The following is a 15,045-nucleotide window of genomic DNA, read 5'->3' as shown; positions in this document are numbered from 1 at the left end:
TCGCCGCCGTGCCGAACGGGTCGGCCGCCGGCTCAGCTGTGGCCGAGATCGTCGTCTTCCGTCGTATCGACCGAACCCGCAGCGGGCGCGGGGCGCCGCGGCTCGACGTCGAAGCCGACGTCGTCGTAGGTCGGCTCGACCGACGCGGACAGCAGGGCGGCCTCGACCAGCGCCTCGGAATGCGCCCCGCAGCCGTAGTCGGCGGTGACGACCTGGCCGTCGGCGGGCGCGAACTCGTTGCCGCAGGCGCCGAAGGCGACCCGCAGCGAGCCGGCCAACGGCAGATAGAACGCGCAGGTGGCGCACGGCGCGGGTGCGTGGGTGGCCATCGCCGTCTGCGGGCCGGTGTCGCCGGCGCGCCAGCGGATGGCCGCGTCGTCGCGGCCGCTGCGGGAGAGCACCCGGACCCGGCCCAGGCCGAGCTCGAGCGCGACCTCCTCGACCGCCGGGTCGTCGGACTGCAGGTAGGCCGGGACGAGCCGGTCGTCGTCCGGGGCGGTGGGGAGCAGGTCGCCGACCCCGAGGTCGCCGGGCTGCAGCCGCTCGCTCCACGGCAGCCACTCCGGCGCCAGCACCGCGTCGGAGCCGGGCAGCAGTACAACCTCGTCGACGGTGACCAGCTTGGCCCGGGGTGCGCGCGCGACGGTCACCGCCCACCGCCACCCGGAGTAGCCGGTGAGCAGGGAGGCGAAGAAGTGGGTGACCACGCGGGTCCCGTCACTCTGCAGCCCGAGGTGCTCACCGACCTGACCGCCGCCCTCCTCGACGGCCGCGGCGCGCGCGAGGTCGACGGCGTCGGCGGAAAGCTTGTCCACGGCGGCCGAGCTCACCGTTCGGGGGGCTGAGGTCACGCCACCATGATGACCCATCGACGCCCGCGGGCCGCGGCCGGCCGACACCTCACGCGGCGGGTAGCGGCGCGTACTCCCTGTGAGACGGATCGTGCGGCAGGATGGATGCCGTGGGTAGCCCGAGTGCTCCGAACCCGCCGAACCCGTCGGCCGGGCGAAGCGCGCCGGAGCCGAAGATCACGGTGACCCGGGCGGTCGCGGCCCGGACCAAACACTTCTCCCGGATGACCGTCCGGATGATCGGGGACGCCAGCCGCGCGGGTGGAGCGTCCCGGTCCGGACTCACCCGGCTGATCTGGCTCAACGTCGTACAGACCGGCGGCGACGGGATGGTGGCCGTCGCGTTGGCCAACACCATCTTCTTCTCCGCCGCGACCAGCCAGCAGCGCAGCAACGTCGCGCTCTACCTGCTCATCACCATGGCCCCGTTCGCTTTGGTCGCGCCGGTCATCGGGCCGCTGCTCGACCGTATGCAGCACGGCCGACGGGTCGCGCTCGCCGGAACGATGATCGGCCGCGGGCTGCTGGCGTGGATCATCGCCGCGAACTTCCACAGCTTCGCGCTCTATCCCGCGGTCTTCGGCTTCCTCGTGATCTCCAAGGCGTTCAACGTGCTCAAGGGAGCCTGCGTCCCGCGGGTACTTCCCGGCGCCCTGACCCTGGTCTCCGCCAACGCCCGGTTGTCGATCTTCGGACTCGCCGGCGGCGCCCTCTTCGGCGGGCTCGCCGCGGGCATCGCGAAGGTCGGCGGCAGCCCCTGGACCCTGCGCGTGGCCACGCTGGTGTTTCTGGTCGCGGCCGTCCTGGCCCTGCACCTGCCGCGACACGTCGACAGCTCCGTCGGGGAGACCCGGGTCCGGCTCGCCCCGACGACGGGGCCTGGACGGAGCAAGAAACGGTGGCGGCAGCGCTCCCTGGGCCGGCACGTAGTCACCGCGCTGCGCGGCGCCGCAGCGCTGCGCGGCCTGTCCGGCTTCCTGACCCTCTTCCTCGTCTTCCTCGTGCAGCACGACTACCACGGCTTCGAGGCGGTGGTCGCGCTCAGCGCCGTCGCCATCGCGGCCGGCGGCGGCAGCTTCCTGGGTACGGCGGCCGGTGCCCGGCTGCGCCTGGGACGCCCCGACGTGACCGTCGTGGCGTGCCTCGGCGCCGCCACGGCCATGTGCGTGGTCACCGCGCTGACCTTCTCGATCGAGATAGCCGTCGTGGCCGCGCTGGTCGCCGGCATCGCCAACAACCTCGCGAAGCTGTCCCTCGACGCCATCATCCAGCGCGAGGTGCCCGACCAGATGCGGGCGTCAGCGTTCGGCCGGTCGGAGACCCTGCTCCAGTTGGCGTGGGTGCTCGGCGGCGCGCTGGGCATCGCCCTGCCCATGGACGGACAGATCGGGTTCGGTGTCGCGGCCGCCGTACTGCTGATCGCCCTCGCGGGCACCCTCGCCGGCAACCGTGGGCTGGGCGGGGGCGCGCGACTCGACCGTCCCTCGCGGGTGGACACGCCGCCCGGCGAGCCCGACAACAGCACCGCCCGCCCGGCCGGCGATCAGCAGTAGCGCAGGAGCGGTGTCAGGCCTCGAGGTCGGAGGCGACGGCGCGCAGCAGCGACGCGACCTTGCGGGCCACCGGCCGGTCGGGATAGCGACCGCGGCGCAGCGTGTTGGAGACGCCGTCCAGCACCTTGATCAGGTCCTCGACGATGACCGTCATCTCGTCCGGGTTCTTACGCTGCGTCTGGGAGACCGACGGCAGCGGATCGAGCACCCGGACCGAGAGCGCCTGCTCGCCCCGCCGACCCTCCGCGACGCCGAACTCGACCCGTTGGCCGGGTTTCAGCTCGGTGACGCCCGCAGGCAGCGCATCACGGTGCACGAAGACGTCGGCGCCGTCCTCCCTGGATAGGAAGCCGAAGCCTTTCTCCGCGCTGAACCACTTCACCTTGCCGCTGGGCACAAGCTGCCTCGCTTGATCGGACCGGGAGTTGTCTCGACGGGCGGCCGGGCCGCTCGTTGGTACAGGCTAGCGACTCCGTGCTGCCCAGGTCGCGAGCAATCCTGCGTAGCACCCCGTGCGCACCCTCCGCCCGCCTAGGCTGAAGACGCGGCCCGAGCGGCCGCCCGCCGCGTGATGCGGGGGTTTTGGGGGGTTTTTCAGATGAGCGATCAGCGGCCGCCGGACGGCGGCCCTGAGCCGCCGGGGCCTGATCACCTGACCGCTCCCGTGCCACCTCCGCGGCCACGGCGCCGCGGCATGATCATCACCGGGGTGGCGGTCGTCGCGGCTCTGGCAGTCGCCGGCGGCGCGTACGCCGTCGTCGCGAGCGTCAGTTCGGGCACCGACGAGGCGGCGCGGCACCTGCCCGCGGACACGCTGGCGGTGGCGTCGATCAACCTCGATCCGGGCGGCGGCGAGACCCTCGCGGCCCTGAAGTTCCTGCGTAACTTCCCCTCCATCGCCGCGAACAGCTCGGGCCTGAATCTCGGCGACGGCCTGCTGAAGCCGGTGTTCCAGAATTCGCCGGGCGGCGTCAACTTCGACCGCGACGTCAAGCCCTGGATCGGGGACCACCTGGCGATCGCCGCCGATCCGCAGAACGGCAAGATCCACGCGATCGCCGCGATCCAGACCACCGACGACGGCACCGCGAAGACCGACCTCGCCCGGCTGGCCAGCACGCAGAGCCGCTTCGGGTACGTCGTGACGGATGGCTACGCGATCATCAGCGACTCCCCCGCGGCGGCCCAGCGGGCCGCGACCGACGCGAAGCAGAGTGCGCTCGGCGGCACCGGGTCCTACAACTCCGACGTCTCGGCGCTCCCGGGCGGCGCGATTGCGACGGCCTGGGTCGACGTACACGGCGCGCTGAAATTCGCCGAGGCCAACGGCGCGGCCACGGGACAGGCGCAGACGGCCAAGCTGCCCTCGCGGCTCGCGCTGTCGGTTCGCTTCGACACTTCGGTGGCCGACGTACAGGTCAAGGCCTTCGGGGTTTCCGGCGTACAGGGCGGCAATGTCGGCGCCGACGTCGCCCGGTTGCCCCAGGACACCGCCGTCGCGATCGGTGCCGGCCATCTCGACTCCGACATCCGGTCGCTGTACTCGGCGATCGGCCGCGGACTCGGTGCCCGGGCACTCGGTCCGCTCACCTCGTTCCAGGAGAAGAGCGGGCTGACCCTGCCCGGCGACCTCATGGCGCTGGTCGGTTCCAAGACGATCTTCGCGCTCGGCGGCCCGGATCTGACCTCCATCGGCCTGCTCACCAGCACGACGGATCCCGCCCGCGCGGCCGCCGCGGCAGCCAAGCTCAACAACGCCATCGCCGGTGGCGGGCTGATCGTGCGGCAGAGCGCGCACGGTCTGGTGATCGCCAGCTCCGATCAGTACGCGACGTCGCTGCAGCACCGTGGCTCACTCGGCGCGCAGAGCCAGTTCCGGACCGCCGTACCGGACGCCGGAAAGGCTGCCGCTGTGGTCTACGTCGACCTCGACCGGGTCCTCGCGAAGCAGGGCAACGCCACACCCGACGAAAAGGCGCTGAAGGCGTTCGGGCTGTCGGCCTCCGTCGACGGGAGTACGGCGACCCTGCGGGTGCGCCTCGTCGTCGGCTGACCGCCGGCAGCTATTCCGCGTCAACGTGACGTTGATGCGGATAGAGCGCTTGAACGTGACGTTCAAGCGGAATGGGTCGGTCGCGTAACCCCGGCAGGGACCCCGAGATCAGCGGTAGCGGGCCGGTTCGGGGAGAAGCTCGTTCATCGAGCCGGAGCGGAAGCCGCGCGGGTCGACGGACACCGACGGAAAGCCGTCCACGACGGCGAGCAGGTCCGAACGCGCGGCGAGTACGTCGACCAGGTCGCGGTCGACCTCGACGCGGGCACCGTCGTCGCCGAGGTCACGCACCCGCAGGTTGCCGACGTCGTACCCGGCCGCGGTGAGCGCGTCGCGGAGCGCCGACTCGGCCCGGTCCACGCGCGCGAGCCGGCTCGGGGTGATGCTCACCCCGAAGGCGATCCGGCTGGACAGGCACGCGGCCGCCGGCTTGTCCCAGGTGACCAGTCCCCACTCCCGCGACGCCGCGCGCACCTGCGCCTTGGTCAGTCCGGCGTCGCGCAGCGGGGTGACCGCACCGCGCTCGGCCGCGGCCCGGATCCCGGGACGGAACCCGGCCACCGCGTCGTCGGCGTTGGTGCCGGTCGCGACCGCGGCGACGTCGAGCCGCTCGGCGAGCGGGCCGAGTACGTCGAGCAACTCGGCCTTGCAGAAGTAGCACCGGTCCCCGGCATTGGCCCGGTAGCCGTCCTGGGCCATTTCCTCGGTGTGCACCACCTCGTGCGGTACGCCGAGCCCGGCCGCGAAGGCCCGCGCGTCGTCGAGCTCACCGGCGGCGAGGCTCGCCGACACCGCCGTACCCGCGACCACCCGGTCGGCACCGAGCGCCCGCGCCGCGGCGGCGAGGACGAACGCCGAGTCCGTGCCGCCGGAGAAGGCGACGAGCACGCTGCCCAGACCGCGCAGCTGCGCATCGAGATCGGCCAGTCGGGCGTCGAGAAGCGGGTCGGAGGACACGCTCAGAGCCTAGGCGACCGCCCGGAGGCGGCCAACTTCGACCGCGGGGCTCATTCGGGGCGCACACTAACCACAGGAGCGCCGTACACGGGGAGACGTGATGAAAAGCGACAGCGTGCTGATACCTGAACTCGTCCCGATGCTCTCGCGGGGCAAGCACCGCAGCCCACGCAAGGGGGCGTGCTTCATGGAGCTGGCGTCCTACCTGGCCGGCGAACGGTGGAGCGACCATCCGGACTGCACCCATCCGCTGCTCGCCGCCCTCGCCCGGCACGTGAACGACAACAGCACCGACGCCGGTCGGCAGCCGCTCGCCGACCTGATCCCCGGTGTGATCGGGCTCGTCAGTGACGACCTGCACGTCGACATCGCCCTCGCGCTCCGGGCGGCCAACACGGCACTGCCGATCGTCTCCGCCGAGCGTCAGCAGGTGCTGGCGGTCGCCGTCCTGTGTGGCAATCGCGTCCTGGGCGACCTCGACGGGCATCCGGCCGCGTGGAGTCAGCAGCGGAGCCGGGAGATGCTCGCCGCGGTTCCGCACGCCGCCCGCTGGGCCGTGCGGCACAGCATGAGCACCGGCCCGTCCAAACGCGCGTTCCGCCGGCACGCCGCCCCGAGCACCGTGCGCTACGCGGTGTACAGCATCGCCGCCTCGGTGCCCGAGCCCGACCCGTACCTGCACGACCTGCTGGCCGCAAGCATCGAAGACTGCCGCGTTCTGACCGGACCGGCCCGCAACACCGAGCCGACCCTGGACGTCACCGCGCCGCAGGGAGCGTCGTCGTCCTGACGTGCTGATCGGGCTGGTGCACGGTGCCTGGCACGACGCCGAATGCTGGGCGCCGTTCGTCGACGAACTCCGCCGGCGCGATGTCGACGCCGTGGCGGTCGACCTGCCGACCGAGGATCCCGTGCCGACCACGGCGGACTACGCCCGACTCGTCGATGAGTCCCTCGGAGACACCGGGGACGACGTCGTCCTGGTGGGTCATTCGCTGGGCGGCCTGACCCTGCCGGTCGTCGCCGGCCTGCGTCCGGTACGTCGGATGGTGTTCGTCTGCGCTCTCGTGCCCCAGCCCGACGAGAGCTGGGACTCGATCGCCCGCTCGCACCGCGGCCTCTTCTCCGCCGAGTTGGCCGCCGGCCAGCAGGTGCACGAGGACGGCTCGACCAGCTGGGACCCGGCCGCCGCGGTCGGCGTCTTCTATGCCGACTGCGAGCCACTCCTGGCCGCGGCGACGGCGGCGCGACTACGCCGGCAGTGCTGGACCCCGACCCGGGTCGCGGCGCCGTTCACCCGGTGGCCCGACGCCGAGAGTCGCTACGTGGTGTGCGCCGACGACCGCGCTCTGGTGCCCGACGGCGAGCGTCGACTGGCCCGCGAACTGCTCGGGGTCGAGCCGGTCGAGCTGCCGGGCGGGCACAGCCCCTTCCTGTCCCGTCCGGCGGCGTTGGCCGACGTCGTTCTCGCCGACCTGCCCTGACCGGCGGTCAGGTGCCGCGGAGTGCGTCGCTCAACCGGACCCGGGCGCCGGTGCGGATCACCGCGTTGCGGTAGATCCGGCCGGAGAGCCAGGTGAGCGCCGGGATGAGTGCGATGACCAGGATGACGGCCAGGCCGGCCTCCCAGGGCGGCACCCCGCCCATCGCCAGCCGCATCGGCATGAGCGTGGGGGCGAACATCGGGATCACCGACAGCACCTCGATCAGCCCGCTACCGGGGTTGGACGGCAGGATCGAGATGCCGAGCACGTAACCGATGATGACGAACATCAGCACCGGTGCGATCACGCCGCCGACGTCCTCCTGGCGGGACACCAGCGCTCCGACGGCGGCGAAGGCCAGCGCGTAGGCGAAGAACCCGAGCAGGTACCAGACCACCAGCCAGACGAGAGTTCCGGTCGCCGCCGACACGGAGATCGTGAGCACTCCGGTCAGCAGCCCGGTGACGAGACCGGCGACTCCGATGGCCACCATCTGTAAGAGACCCACGATCCCGATGCCGAGCACCTTGCCGGCCATCAGCTGCCACGGCCGGATCGTGGACAGGAGCAGCTCGACCACCCGGCTGGACTTCTCCTCGACCACCCCCTGAGCGACCGACTGCCCGTTCATCATCAGCGACATGTAGATGAGGATCCCGGCGATGATGCCGACGATCAGCTGCTGTGTCTGGTATTTGTGCGGCGGTTGCAACGCGACGACGTCGAGCTTCGCCGCGGCCACCGTCCGGTCGACCTGAGCCGGGTCTCCGCCGAGCTTCGCGATCTGTTGGTCGAGCGCGACCTGCTGGGCGAGCACCGTCAGCACGCCCTTGACCTTGCCGTCGAGGTTCTTCTTCACGATGACCCGCAGCTGTCCGCCGTCGGTCTCCACGAAAGCGTCCAGCTTGCCGTCGCGGACCTGCTGCCGGCCCGCCGCGGCGGACACGGTGCTGGTGGTCACCTTCTGGCCGACCGCCGAGGCACTGGCCTTCAACGGCGCGGCGATGACGGCGTCCCGACCCGCGAGACCCACCGCGGAGGCCGAGGTCCCGCCGTTGACGAACTTCAGGACGATGGTCAGCGCGACGAGGATCACCACCGTCACGGCGGTCGCGATCCGGAAAGCCTTGGACCGCAGCCGGGTGTCGATCTCGCGGCGGGCGATCAGCCACACCGCCGATCCCGACCCCAGCGTGGTGTCGGCGCTCTCCACCGGCGTGCCGGTCATGCGGCTTCCCCTTCACTCACGACGTTGCGGAACAGCTCGGTCAGGGATGGCCGGCGGCGGGCGAACTCCCGCACCGGCCCGGAGGCGAGCGCGGTCTTGAGTACCAGTTGGTCGTCGGCGCCGGGGCCCAGATCGAGGACGGTCGCGCTGCCTTCCCGGCCTCGTACCGTCACGTCCGGAAGTCCGGCGGCCCAAGTCTCGGGAGCGCCGGGCGCGTCAACAACGAGCTGGGTGGTGCCGCCCGAGCGGAGCTCGTCGACCGAGCCGCAGGCCACCATCTGGCCGCCGCGGACGATGCCGACCCGGTCGCAGAGCCGCTCGACGAGGTCGAGCTGGTGGCTGGAGAACACCACCGGCACGCCCGCCGCACACTGCTCCCGCAGCACCTCGCTCATCACGTCGACGGCGATCGGGTCGAGGCCGGAGAACGGCTCGTCCAGGACGAGGATCCGCGGGTCGTGGATCAGGGCGGCGGCCAGTTGGACCCGCTGCTGGTTGCCCAGACTGAGCTTCTGCACCTCGTCGTCGCGGCGGGAGGCGACACCGAGCCGGTCGGTCCACGAGTCCATGGCCCGCCGGGCCGCCTCGGTCGACATGCCGTGCAGGCGGGCCAGGTAGATCAGCTGCTCGCCGACCTTCATCCTCGGGTAGAGGCCGCGTTCCTCCGGCATATAGCCGATCTGGCGGCGGGTCTCGAGGGTGACCGGCGACCCGTTCCACCGGACCTCGCCGGAGTCGGCGGCCAGCACGCCCAGCGCGATCCGCATCGTCGTCGTCTTTCCGGCGCCGTTGCTACCGACGAACCCGAAGAGCTCACCGGCGTGTACGTCAAAGGTGATCTCGTCGAGGGCGACTATGTCGCCGTAGCGCTTGGACACTGCGTCGATCTCCAACCGCGCGTCGGCGTCGATCGCCGATTCCGTCATGCAGCCCGTCCTCGTCTGGTTTGTCGACCCGTGTTGTGGACCCGTGCGCCTCGGCCAATGTAGAGGCCGTGTCGAACCATTTCGACTGCCCGCCCGTACAGAGCGAGCCGTCACGAAGCTGATACTTCGGCGGATAGCTCGGTTTTCGCCCAAATTGCGCAGAGAAGGGCAACACTAGCGCTGGTTGCCCGACTCGGGACCGGGCGGCTTTGGGTTCACGGCATTCTCGGTCCACCCGGGTGGGGGTGTGCACATGACTGTCGGACGACTTCGCATGGTGATTGCTGCGCTGGCGATTCTTGCCCCGGTCGCGGTCCAACCGGGTACGGCTTCGGCGATCGCCCCGACCCAGCGCGACGGCGAGGTGGTCGCCGACGGTGCGTGGTGCTGGATCCAGGACCCCCGTGCCGTCCACTATGTCGGCGCCCACGACCGGACCTACGTCGGCTATGTGACGTCCACCGGAGACATCGACGTCGTCAGCATCGACAGCGGCACGGCGGTACTCACCCACGCCACGTTGCACCCGAGGTTCCAGGCGGATGACCATGCGGCGCCCGGCCTCGAGGTGCTGCCCGGCGGCCGGATCGCGGTCTTCTACTCCCAGCACGGCGGCGAACACATGTACTACCGGATCTCGGTCCACCCGGAGGACATCAGCACGTTCGGTCCGGAGAAGACCGTGGACGGGCGAAACAGCCCTGGGGACAAGGGATTCACGTATGCCAACCCCATCTACCTGCCCGCAGAACACCGGACCTATCTGTTCTTCCGGTCCGGGGACAACCGTCCTGCCGTGATGTGGAGCAGCGATACCAACCTTGCGCACTGGTCGGACGCGCAGGACATCGCCGCACCCGAAGGCGGCGCCGGATCCTTCGCCCGGCCCTATGCGAAGTACGCGACGAACGGCAACGACAGCATCCTCATCGCCTTCACCGACGGACACCCTCGGGACGCCAAAACCAATTCGATCTATGCGCTCGTCTACCGCGGCGGCGTCCTGCACAGCGTCGACGGGAAGTCGCTGGCGACCGTCGGTCCACGGCGGCCGGGCAGCCCGTTGCACGCCGCACCGGTGCACATCAAGGGCCTCGCGAAGGCCTACAACGGGGCGGACGCGGGCGGGAAGGCGTGGGTCCACAGCGTCGCCTTCGGTCAGGACGGGCACCCGGTGATCGCGTTCGCGTCCTTCCCGCGATCCTCGGCCCCAGCCGACACGGACCACCGCTACCACTACGCCCGGTGGACGGGTTCCGCCTGGACCGACAACGAGTTCGCCGCCGCCGGAGGATCGATCGTGTCCACCGGCAGCGAGCCGGACTACTCCGGCGGCCTCACTCTCGACCCGAACGATCCGTCCGCCCTCTACACCTCGCGGAAGGCCGGGAGCGCGTGGCGGATCCAGCGCTGGCACACCCCCGACGGCGGCTTGCATTTCGATACCCCCGTCGACCTCACCCCCAATTCCCCGCTGAAGAACATCCGACCGGTCATTCCGTCGGGGCCGCCCGGCGACGTCCACGCCCTCTGGATGTCCGGCCGGTACGACCACTGGAAGGGCGATTTCCTGACCCACATCCGGGCGCTCACCAGTGGTCCGGAGCCGACCACCACGCGGATCAGTCTCTCCGCGCCGGCCGCCGGGCCAGGACAACCGCTGACCGTCAGCGCCCGGGTGGTGCAGGGCTTCGAGGGCTCGAACGTCGCCCACGGACGGCTGTCGCTGTGGAGCCATATCGTGAACCAGCCCTACCACGAGGTGTCGACGGTGACGGCGGACGCGGGCGGGCTGGCGCACTGGACCGTGCGGCAGAGCGCGGACACCCGGTATCAGGTGCGCTTCGCAGGGGCCGCGCCGTGGGGCGCCTCGGTGTCCCCGTCGCCGGCCGTCGTCGGCATTCGCACCGTGGCCGCCACCTCCGGGCGGGCATCGTCGGCATCCCCGTACAACTCTGGCAGAGCTCACCGGCGAGTAGGTCGAAGGTGATCTCGTCGAGGGCGACCACGTCGCCGTAGCGCTTGGACACCGAGCGGCAGGTCACGAAACTGATACTTCGGGAGATACCTCGGTTTTCACTCGCATCGGCGTGAGAAGGACAAGACTAGTGCTGGTCGCCCGGCCGAAGCCGGGCGCCAGTCAGCACGTGGTGTTCCGGGCTCTGCCCGCATGGGGGTGTACACGTGGCCGTCGGACGGCTCCGCGCGATCGGTGCTGCCCTCGCACTCCTCGCCCTCGTCGCCGTCCAACCGAGTACGGCGTCGGCCGCGGCCCCCGCTCCGCGGAATGGCGAGTTGGTCGCCGATGGTGCGTGGTGCTGGTTCCAGGACCCCCGGGCCATCCACTATGTCGGCGCCCATGACCGGACTTACGTCGGCTACGTGACCTCCACCGGCGACATCGACGTCGTCAGCCTCGACAACGGCACCGCGGCGCTCACCCACACCACGTTGCACCCGAAGTTCCAGGCGGACGACCATGCCGCGCCCGGCCTCGAGGTGCTGCCCGACGGCCGGATCGCCGTCTTCTACTCCAAGCACGGCGGCGCACAGATGTACTACCGGATCTCGGTCCACCCGGAGGACATCAGCACCTTCGGACCGGAGAAGACGGTGGACGGCAGAAACAGCCCTGGGGGTAAGGGATTCACCTATGCCAACCCCATATATCTCCCCGCAGAGCACCGGACGTATCTGTTTTTCCGGTCCGGGGACAACCGTCCTGCCGTGATGTGGAGCAGCGATGCCAACCTCGCGCACTGGTCGGACGCGCAGGACATCGCCGTACCCGATGGCGCCGGATCCTTCGCCCGGCCCTATGCGAAGTACGCGACCAACGGCACGGACAGCATCCTCATCGCCTTCACCGACGGGCACCCGCGGGACGTCAAGACCAATTCGATCTACGCGCTGATCTACCGCGGCGGCGTTCTGCACAGCGTCGACGGGAGGTCGTTGGCGACCCTCGGTCCACGGCAGCCGGGCAACCCGTTGCCGGCCGCACCGGTGCACACCAAGAGCCTCGCCAAGGCCTACGACGGGGCCGGGACGGGCGGGAAGGCGTGGGTGCACAGTGTCGCCTTCGGTCAGGACGGGCACCCGGTGATCGCGTTCGCGTCGTTCCCGCGCTCGGCCCCCGCCGACACGGACCACCGCTACCACTACACCCGGTGGACGGGTTCCGCCTGGACGGACAATGAATTCGTCGCCGCCGGCGGATCGATCGTGTCGACCGGCAGCGAGCCCGACTACTCCGGCGGCCTGACCCTCGATCCGAACGATCCGTCCACCCTCTACACGTCCCGGGAGGCCGGGAAGGCGTGGCGGATTCAGCGCTGGCACACCCCCGACGGCGGCGTGCATTTCGATGCGCCGGTCGACCTCACCCCCGACTCCCCGGTGAAGAACGTCCGACCGATCGTCCCGTGGGGACCGCCCGGCGACGTCCAGGCCCTGTGGATGTCGGGCCGGTACGACCACTGGAAGGGCAATTTCCTGACCCAGATCCGGGCGCTCACCACAGGGCCTGCTCCGACCACCACGCGGATCAGTCTCTCCACGCCGGGGGTCACGCCGGGACAACCGCTGACCGTGAGCGGCCGGGTCGTGCAGGGCTACCAGGGCACGGTCGTCGCCCATGGCCGGCTTTCGCTGTGGAGCCATATCGCGAACCAGCCGTACCGCGAGGTGTCGACGGTGACGGCCGACGCGACCGGGCTGGTGCAATGGACGGTGCGGCAGAGCGCGGACACCCGGTACCAGGTGCGCTTCACCCGGGCAGCGCCTTGGGGCGCATCGGTCTCTCCGTCGCCCGCCGTCGGCATGATGGCGAAGACGGCGATCCGGCTCAGCGTCGACCACGCGACCGTGGTCGCGGGACGGCCGGTGGTCGTGGGAATACGTCTCGTCGCCGCCACGTCCGGGGCGGGCATCGTCAACGTCCCCGTGCAGCTGTGGCAGTCCGTCAACGGGCGCACCTGGGCGCCGCGGGCAACGGTTCGGACCGGAAGCGGCGGGCTCACCCACGTCACGACGCATCCCGGGGTATCCGTCAGCTACCAGGCCAGGTTCGCCGGCAGCGCCACCCTTGCCCGGAGCAGCTGCCCGCCTCACCGGGTCGGTGTCGTCGCCGCCTGACCGACCGCGAGGTCGAGCAGCGCCCGGTCCTGGCCGGGTCCGGCGATCGCGCAGAGTCCGACCGGCCCGCCCTGGACGTCGAGCCGGGCGAGGACGGCTGCCGGGAGACCGGCGAGGCTGGCCAGGCAGGTCAGCGCGACGGTGCCCGATCGGATGGCCTCCTTGCGATCCGCACTCAGCTGCGCCGCGGGCGCCGTACTGCTCGCCGCCGGCAGCAAGATCGCCGTACCGGGCGGGATCCGGTCGGCGAGCGCCCGCGCGGCGGAACGCAGTATGTCGGCGGCGCGGTCCTCCTGCTCGGGCCTCACACGGGAGGCCTGCGCGAAGCGATCGGCGATCCCCGGCCCGAGCGCCCCGGGATGCTCGGTGATCCAGGGCCCGTTCGCCCGCCACGCCTGCGCGCCCTGTACGGCCCGGAACGCCGCCCGCCAGGCGTCGAGGTTGCCCTCGCACAGCGACGGGATGCTGCGGACGGTCGGTCCGACGAGGCTGCGGCCGGCCGATTCCACTGCCGCTGCGACCTCCGGGTCGGCCAGCGCGAGGAGATCATCGGCGAGGAGACCGACCGTCAGCGGCGTGGCGCAGGCCTGGGGCAACAAGACGTCGCCGACCCGGGCGAGAGTGGCGGCGTCGCGGGCCAGCCATGCCACGGTGTCGAAGGAGGGGGCGAGCGGCAGCAAGCCGGTCGTGGACACCGCCGCGTGGGTGGGCCGGAACCCGAGCAGCCCGCAGTAGGAGGCCGGGATCCGGATCGACCCGGCGGTGTCGCTTCCGAGGCCGACGTCGGCCAGGCCGAGCGCGACCGCGCTGGCCGGCCCGTTCGACGACCCGCCGGGGATGTGCCCGGGCGACGCTGGATTCGGTGGTGTCCCGTAGTGGACGTTGGTCCCGGACAGGCTGTAGGCGAACTCGTCGGTCTGCGCCAGGCCGGCGATGTCGGCACCCGCGGCGAGCAGGGCATCGATCGCCCAGGCGTTCGACTCCTCGACCGGCGCACCGGCGAGCCACGTCGGGTTGCCGGCGCCGATCCGCTGACCGGCGACGGCGTACAGATCCTTCACGGCCACCGTCGTTCCGGTGAGCGGTCCGCCAGGGGTGCCGCGCACCAGCGGATTGCCCTCGACCCGCCAGACCGCCTGGTCGCTTCCCGCACGGTCCGCCATGCCCACAGCATGCCCGCTGACCCGGTGCGACCATGAAGGGATGGCGGACGACGTGGCGGCGGTGCTGGCAGCCAAGCGAGCCGAGCTCGAGGCCGAACTGGCCCGGCTCGCTCTCCCGACCAGCGAGCCGAGCGGGATCTCCTTCGGCAAGCGGATCGGGGAAGGGACCAGTGTCGCGGTCGACCGGTTGTCGCAGGTCGCGGCGCACGACCGGCTGCAGGAAGTGCTGGCCGACGTGCTCCGCGCACAGGAGAAACTCGAGGAAGACACCTACGGCACGTGCGACCGGTGCGGCGGCCCGATCGCTCCGGAACGCCTCGATGCACTGCCCTGGGCGACCCGTTGCGTGGCCTGCGCTGCCAAACGCGACTAGCGGTTTACTGCGACTGATCGCGTTGCGGTGAGCCACTCTGGGGTGACGGAAAGTTCTTGTGTGGCAGGGGTTTCCGGGCTCGAAGAATTGTCGGTGGGTCGGTTTATGGTGTGGTCATGGTCAGCAGTTCGGGTCCCGGTGGACACCCGGTGTGGGACGCGGTCGGCTGCCTGACGGCCGCGGTCGACGGGCTCGCCGGTTCCGCGTTGTGGCGGTGCGGGGATGAGGAGCTGCTCGACCTGCAGCAGGTGCTGGAGACGGCGGCGCGGCGGTTGTCGGCGGCGTCGTTGCGGCTGGTCGCCGAGGTCGACGACCGCCGG

The 15,045-nt window shown here is 71.1% G+C and carries 14 protein-coding genes; 8 read left to right on the top strand and 6 right to left on the bottom strand.

Annotated elements, in window-relative coordinates:
* Positions 1 to 32 precede the first annotated feature (32 nt).
* Entirely contained in the window at positions 33 to 851 is an 819-nt protein-coding gene (locus VGH85_04880; GenBank protein ID HEY2173128.1) for a DUF3027 domain-containing protein, read from the bottom strand.
* Positions 852 to 961: 110 nt separating this feature from the next.
* Between VGH85_04880 and VGH85_04875 the strand changes: the two genes are divergently transcribed.
* Entirely contained in the window at positions 962 to 2,404 is a 1,443-nt protein-coding gene (locus tag VGH85_04875) for an MFS transporter (GenBank protein ID HEY2173127.1), read from the top strand.
* 13 nt (positions 2,405 to 2,417) lie between these two features.
* On the opposite strand, the gene VGH85_04870 is transcribed toward VGH85_04875, so the two are convergent.
* Entirely contained in the window at positions 2,418 to 2,801 is a 384-nt protein-coding gene (locus VGH85_04870; GenBank protein ID HEY2173126.1) for a cold-shock protein, read from the bottom strand.
* Between the two features lie 297 nt (positions 2,802 to 3,098).
* Here VGH85_04870 and VGH85_04865 point away from each other — a divergent pair, with 297 nt between their 5' ends.
* Complete coding sequence (locus VGH85_04865; GenBank protein ID HEY2173125.1) at positions 3,099 to 4,457, top strand: DUF3352 domain-containing protein; 1,359 nt, start codon at positions 3,099 to 3,101, stop codon at positions 4,455 to 4,457.
* A 108-nt stretch (positions 4,458 to 4,565) separates the two neighbouring features.
* Here the strand turns inward: VGH85_04865 and larE are convergent, their stop codons facing one another.
* A complete protein-coding gene (gene larE, locus VGH85_04860; protein ID HEY2173124.1) occupies positions 4,566 to 5,414 on the bottom strand; it encodes an ATP-dependent sacrificial sulfur transferase LarE in 849 nt (282 codons plus the stop codon).
* A gap of 100 nt (positions 5,415 to 5,514) precedes the next feature.
* Here larE and VGH85_04855 point away from each other — a divergent pair, with 100 nt between their 5' ends.
* Positions 5,515 to 6,204 (top strand): hypothetical protein, encoded by a 690-nt coding sequence (locus tag VGH85_04855; GenBank protein HEY2173123.1) that lies wholly within the window; start codon positions 5,515 to 5,517, stop codon positions 6,202 to 6,204.
* A gap of 1 nt (position 6,205) precedes the next feature.
* Positions 6,206 to 6,898 (top strand): alpha/beta hydrolase, encoded by a 693-nt coding sequence (locus tag VGH85_04850; protein ID HEY2173122.1) that lies wholly within the window; start codon positions 6,206 to 6,208, stop codon positions 6,896 to 6,898.
* Positions 6,899 to 6,905: 7 nt separating this feature from the next.
* On the opposite strand, the gene VGH85_04845 is transcribed toward VGH85_04850, so the two are convergent.
* Complete coding sequence (locus tag VGH85_04845; protein ID HEY2173121.1) at positions 6,906 to 8,126, bottom strand: ABC transporter permease; 1,221 nt, start codon at positions 8,124 to 8,126, stop codon at positions 6,906 to 6,908.
* Complete coding sequence (locus VGH85_04840) at positions 8,123 to 9,052, bottom strand: ATP-binding cassette domain-containing protein (protein ID HEY2173120.1); 930 nt, start codon at positions 9,050 to 9,052, stop codon at positions 8,123 to 8,125. Before VGH85_04840 ends, VGH85_04845 begins: the two co-directional genes overlap by 4 nt.
* A 274-nt stretch (positions 9,053 to 9,326) precedes the next feature.
* Here VGH85_04840 and VGH85_04835 point away from each other — a divergent pair, with 274 nt between their 5' ends.
* Positions 9,327 to 11,042: a BNR-4 repeat-containing protein gene (locus VGH85_04835; GenBank protein ID HEY2173119.1), complete on the top strand. Its 1,716-nt coding sequence runs from the start codon at positions 9,327 to 9,329 to the stop codon at positions 11,040 to 11,042.
* Positions 11,043 to 11,236: 194 nt separating this feature from the next.
* Complete coding sequence (locus VGH85_04830; protein ID HEY2173118.1) at positions 11,237 to 13,189, top strand: BNR-4 repeat-containing protein; 1,953 nt, start codon at positions 11,237 to 11,239, stop codon at positions 13,187 to 13,189.
* Here VGH85_04830 and VGH85_04825 read toward each other — a convergent pair.
* Positions 13,162 to 14,352 (bottom strand): amidase family protein, encoded by a 1,191-nt coding sequence (locus tag VGH85_04825; GenBank protein HEY2173117.1) that lies wholly within the window; start codon positions 14,350 to 14,352, stop codon positions 13,162 to 13,164. The two genes, VGH85_04830 and VGH85_04825, sit on opposite strands and share 28 nt — an antisense overlap.
* A gap of 40 nt (positions 14,353 to 14,392) precedes the next feature.
* Here VGH85_04825 and VGH85_04820 point away from each other — a divergent pair, with 40 nt between their 5' ends.
* Both VGH85_04820 and VGH85_04815 read left to right on the top strand, forming a co-directional pair.
* Positions 14,393 to 14,725 (top strand): TraR/DksA C4-type zinc finger protein, encoded by a 333-nt coding sequence (locus VGH85_04820; protein HEY2173116.1) that lies wholly within the window; start codon positions 14,393 to 14,395, stop codon positions 14,723 to 14,725.
* Positions 14,726 to 14,841: 116 nt separating this feature from the next.
* On the top strand, positions 14,842 to 15,045 hold a 204-nt coding region (locus tag VGH85_04815), incomplete at its 3' end, for a hypothetical protein (protein HEY2173115.1).

The organism is Mycobacteriales bacterium (assembly GCA_036497565.1).
In the GTDB taxonomy this organism is placed as follows: domain Bacteria; phylum Actinomycetota; class Actinomycetes; order Mycobacteriales; family QHCD01; genus DASXJE01.
This window is presented reverse-complemented; position numbering and strand designations above follow the sequence as displayed.

Bases quoted from the DNA above. Each gene is read 5' to 3' on its own strand.
- VGH85_04865 (HEY2173125.1), top strand. From the start codon at position 3,099: ATGATCATCACCGGGGTGGCGGTCGTCGCGGCTCTGGCAGTCGCCGGC.
- VGH85_04855 (HEY2173123.1), top strand. From the start codon at position 5,515: ATGAAAAGCGACAGCGTGCTGATACCTGAACTCGTCCCGATGCTCTCG.
- VGH85_04845 (HEY2173121.1), bottom strand. From the start codon at position 8,126: ATGACCGGCACGCCGGTGGAGAGCGCCGACACCACGCTGGGGTCGGGA.
- VGH85_04840 (HEY2173120.1), bottom strand. From the start codon at position 9,052: ATGACGGAATCGGCGATCGACGCCGACGCGCGGTTGGAGATCGACGCA.
- VGH85_04835 (HEY2173119.1), top strand. From the start codon at position 9,327: ATGGTGATTGCTGCGCTGGCGATTCTTGCCCCGGTCGCGGTCCAACCG.
- VGH85_04825 (HEY2173117.1), bottom strand. From the start codon at position 14,352: ATGGCGGACCGTGCGGGAAGCGACCAGGCGGTCTGGCGGGTCGAGGGC.
- VGH85_04820 (HEY2173116.1), top strand. From the start codon at position 14,393: ATGGCGGACGACGTGGCGGCGGTGCTGGCAGCCAAGCGAGCCGAGCTC.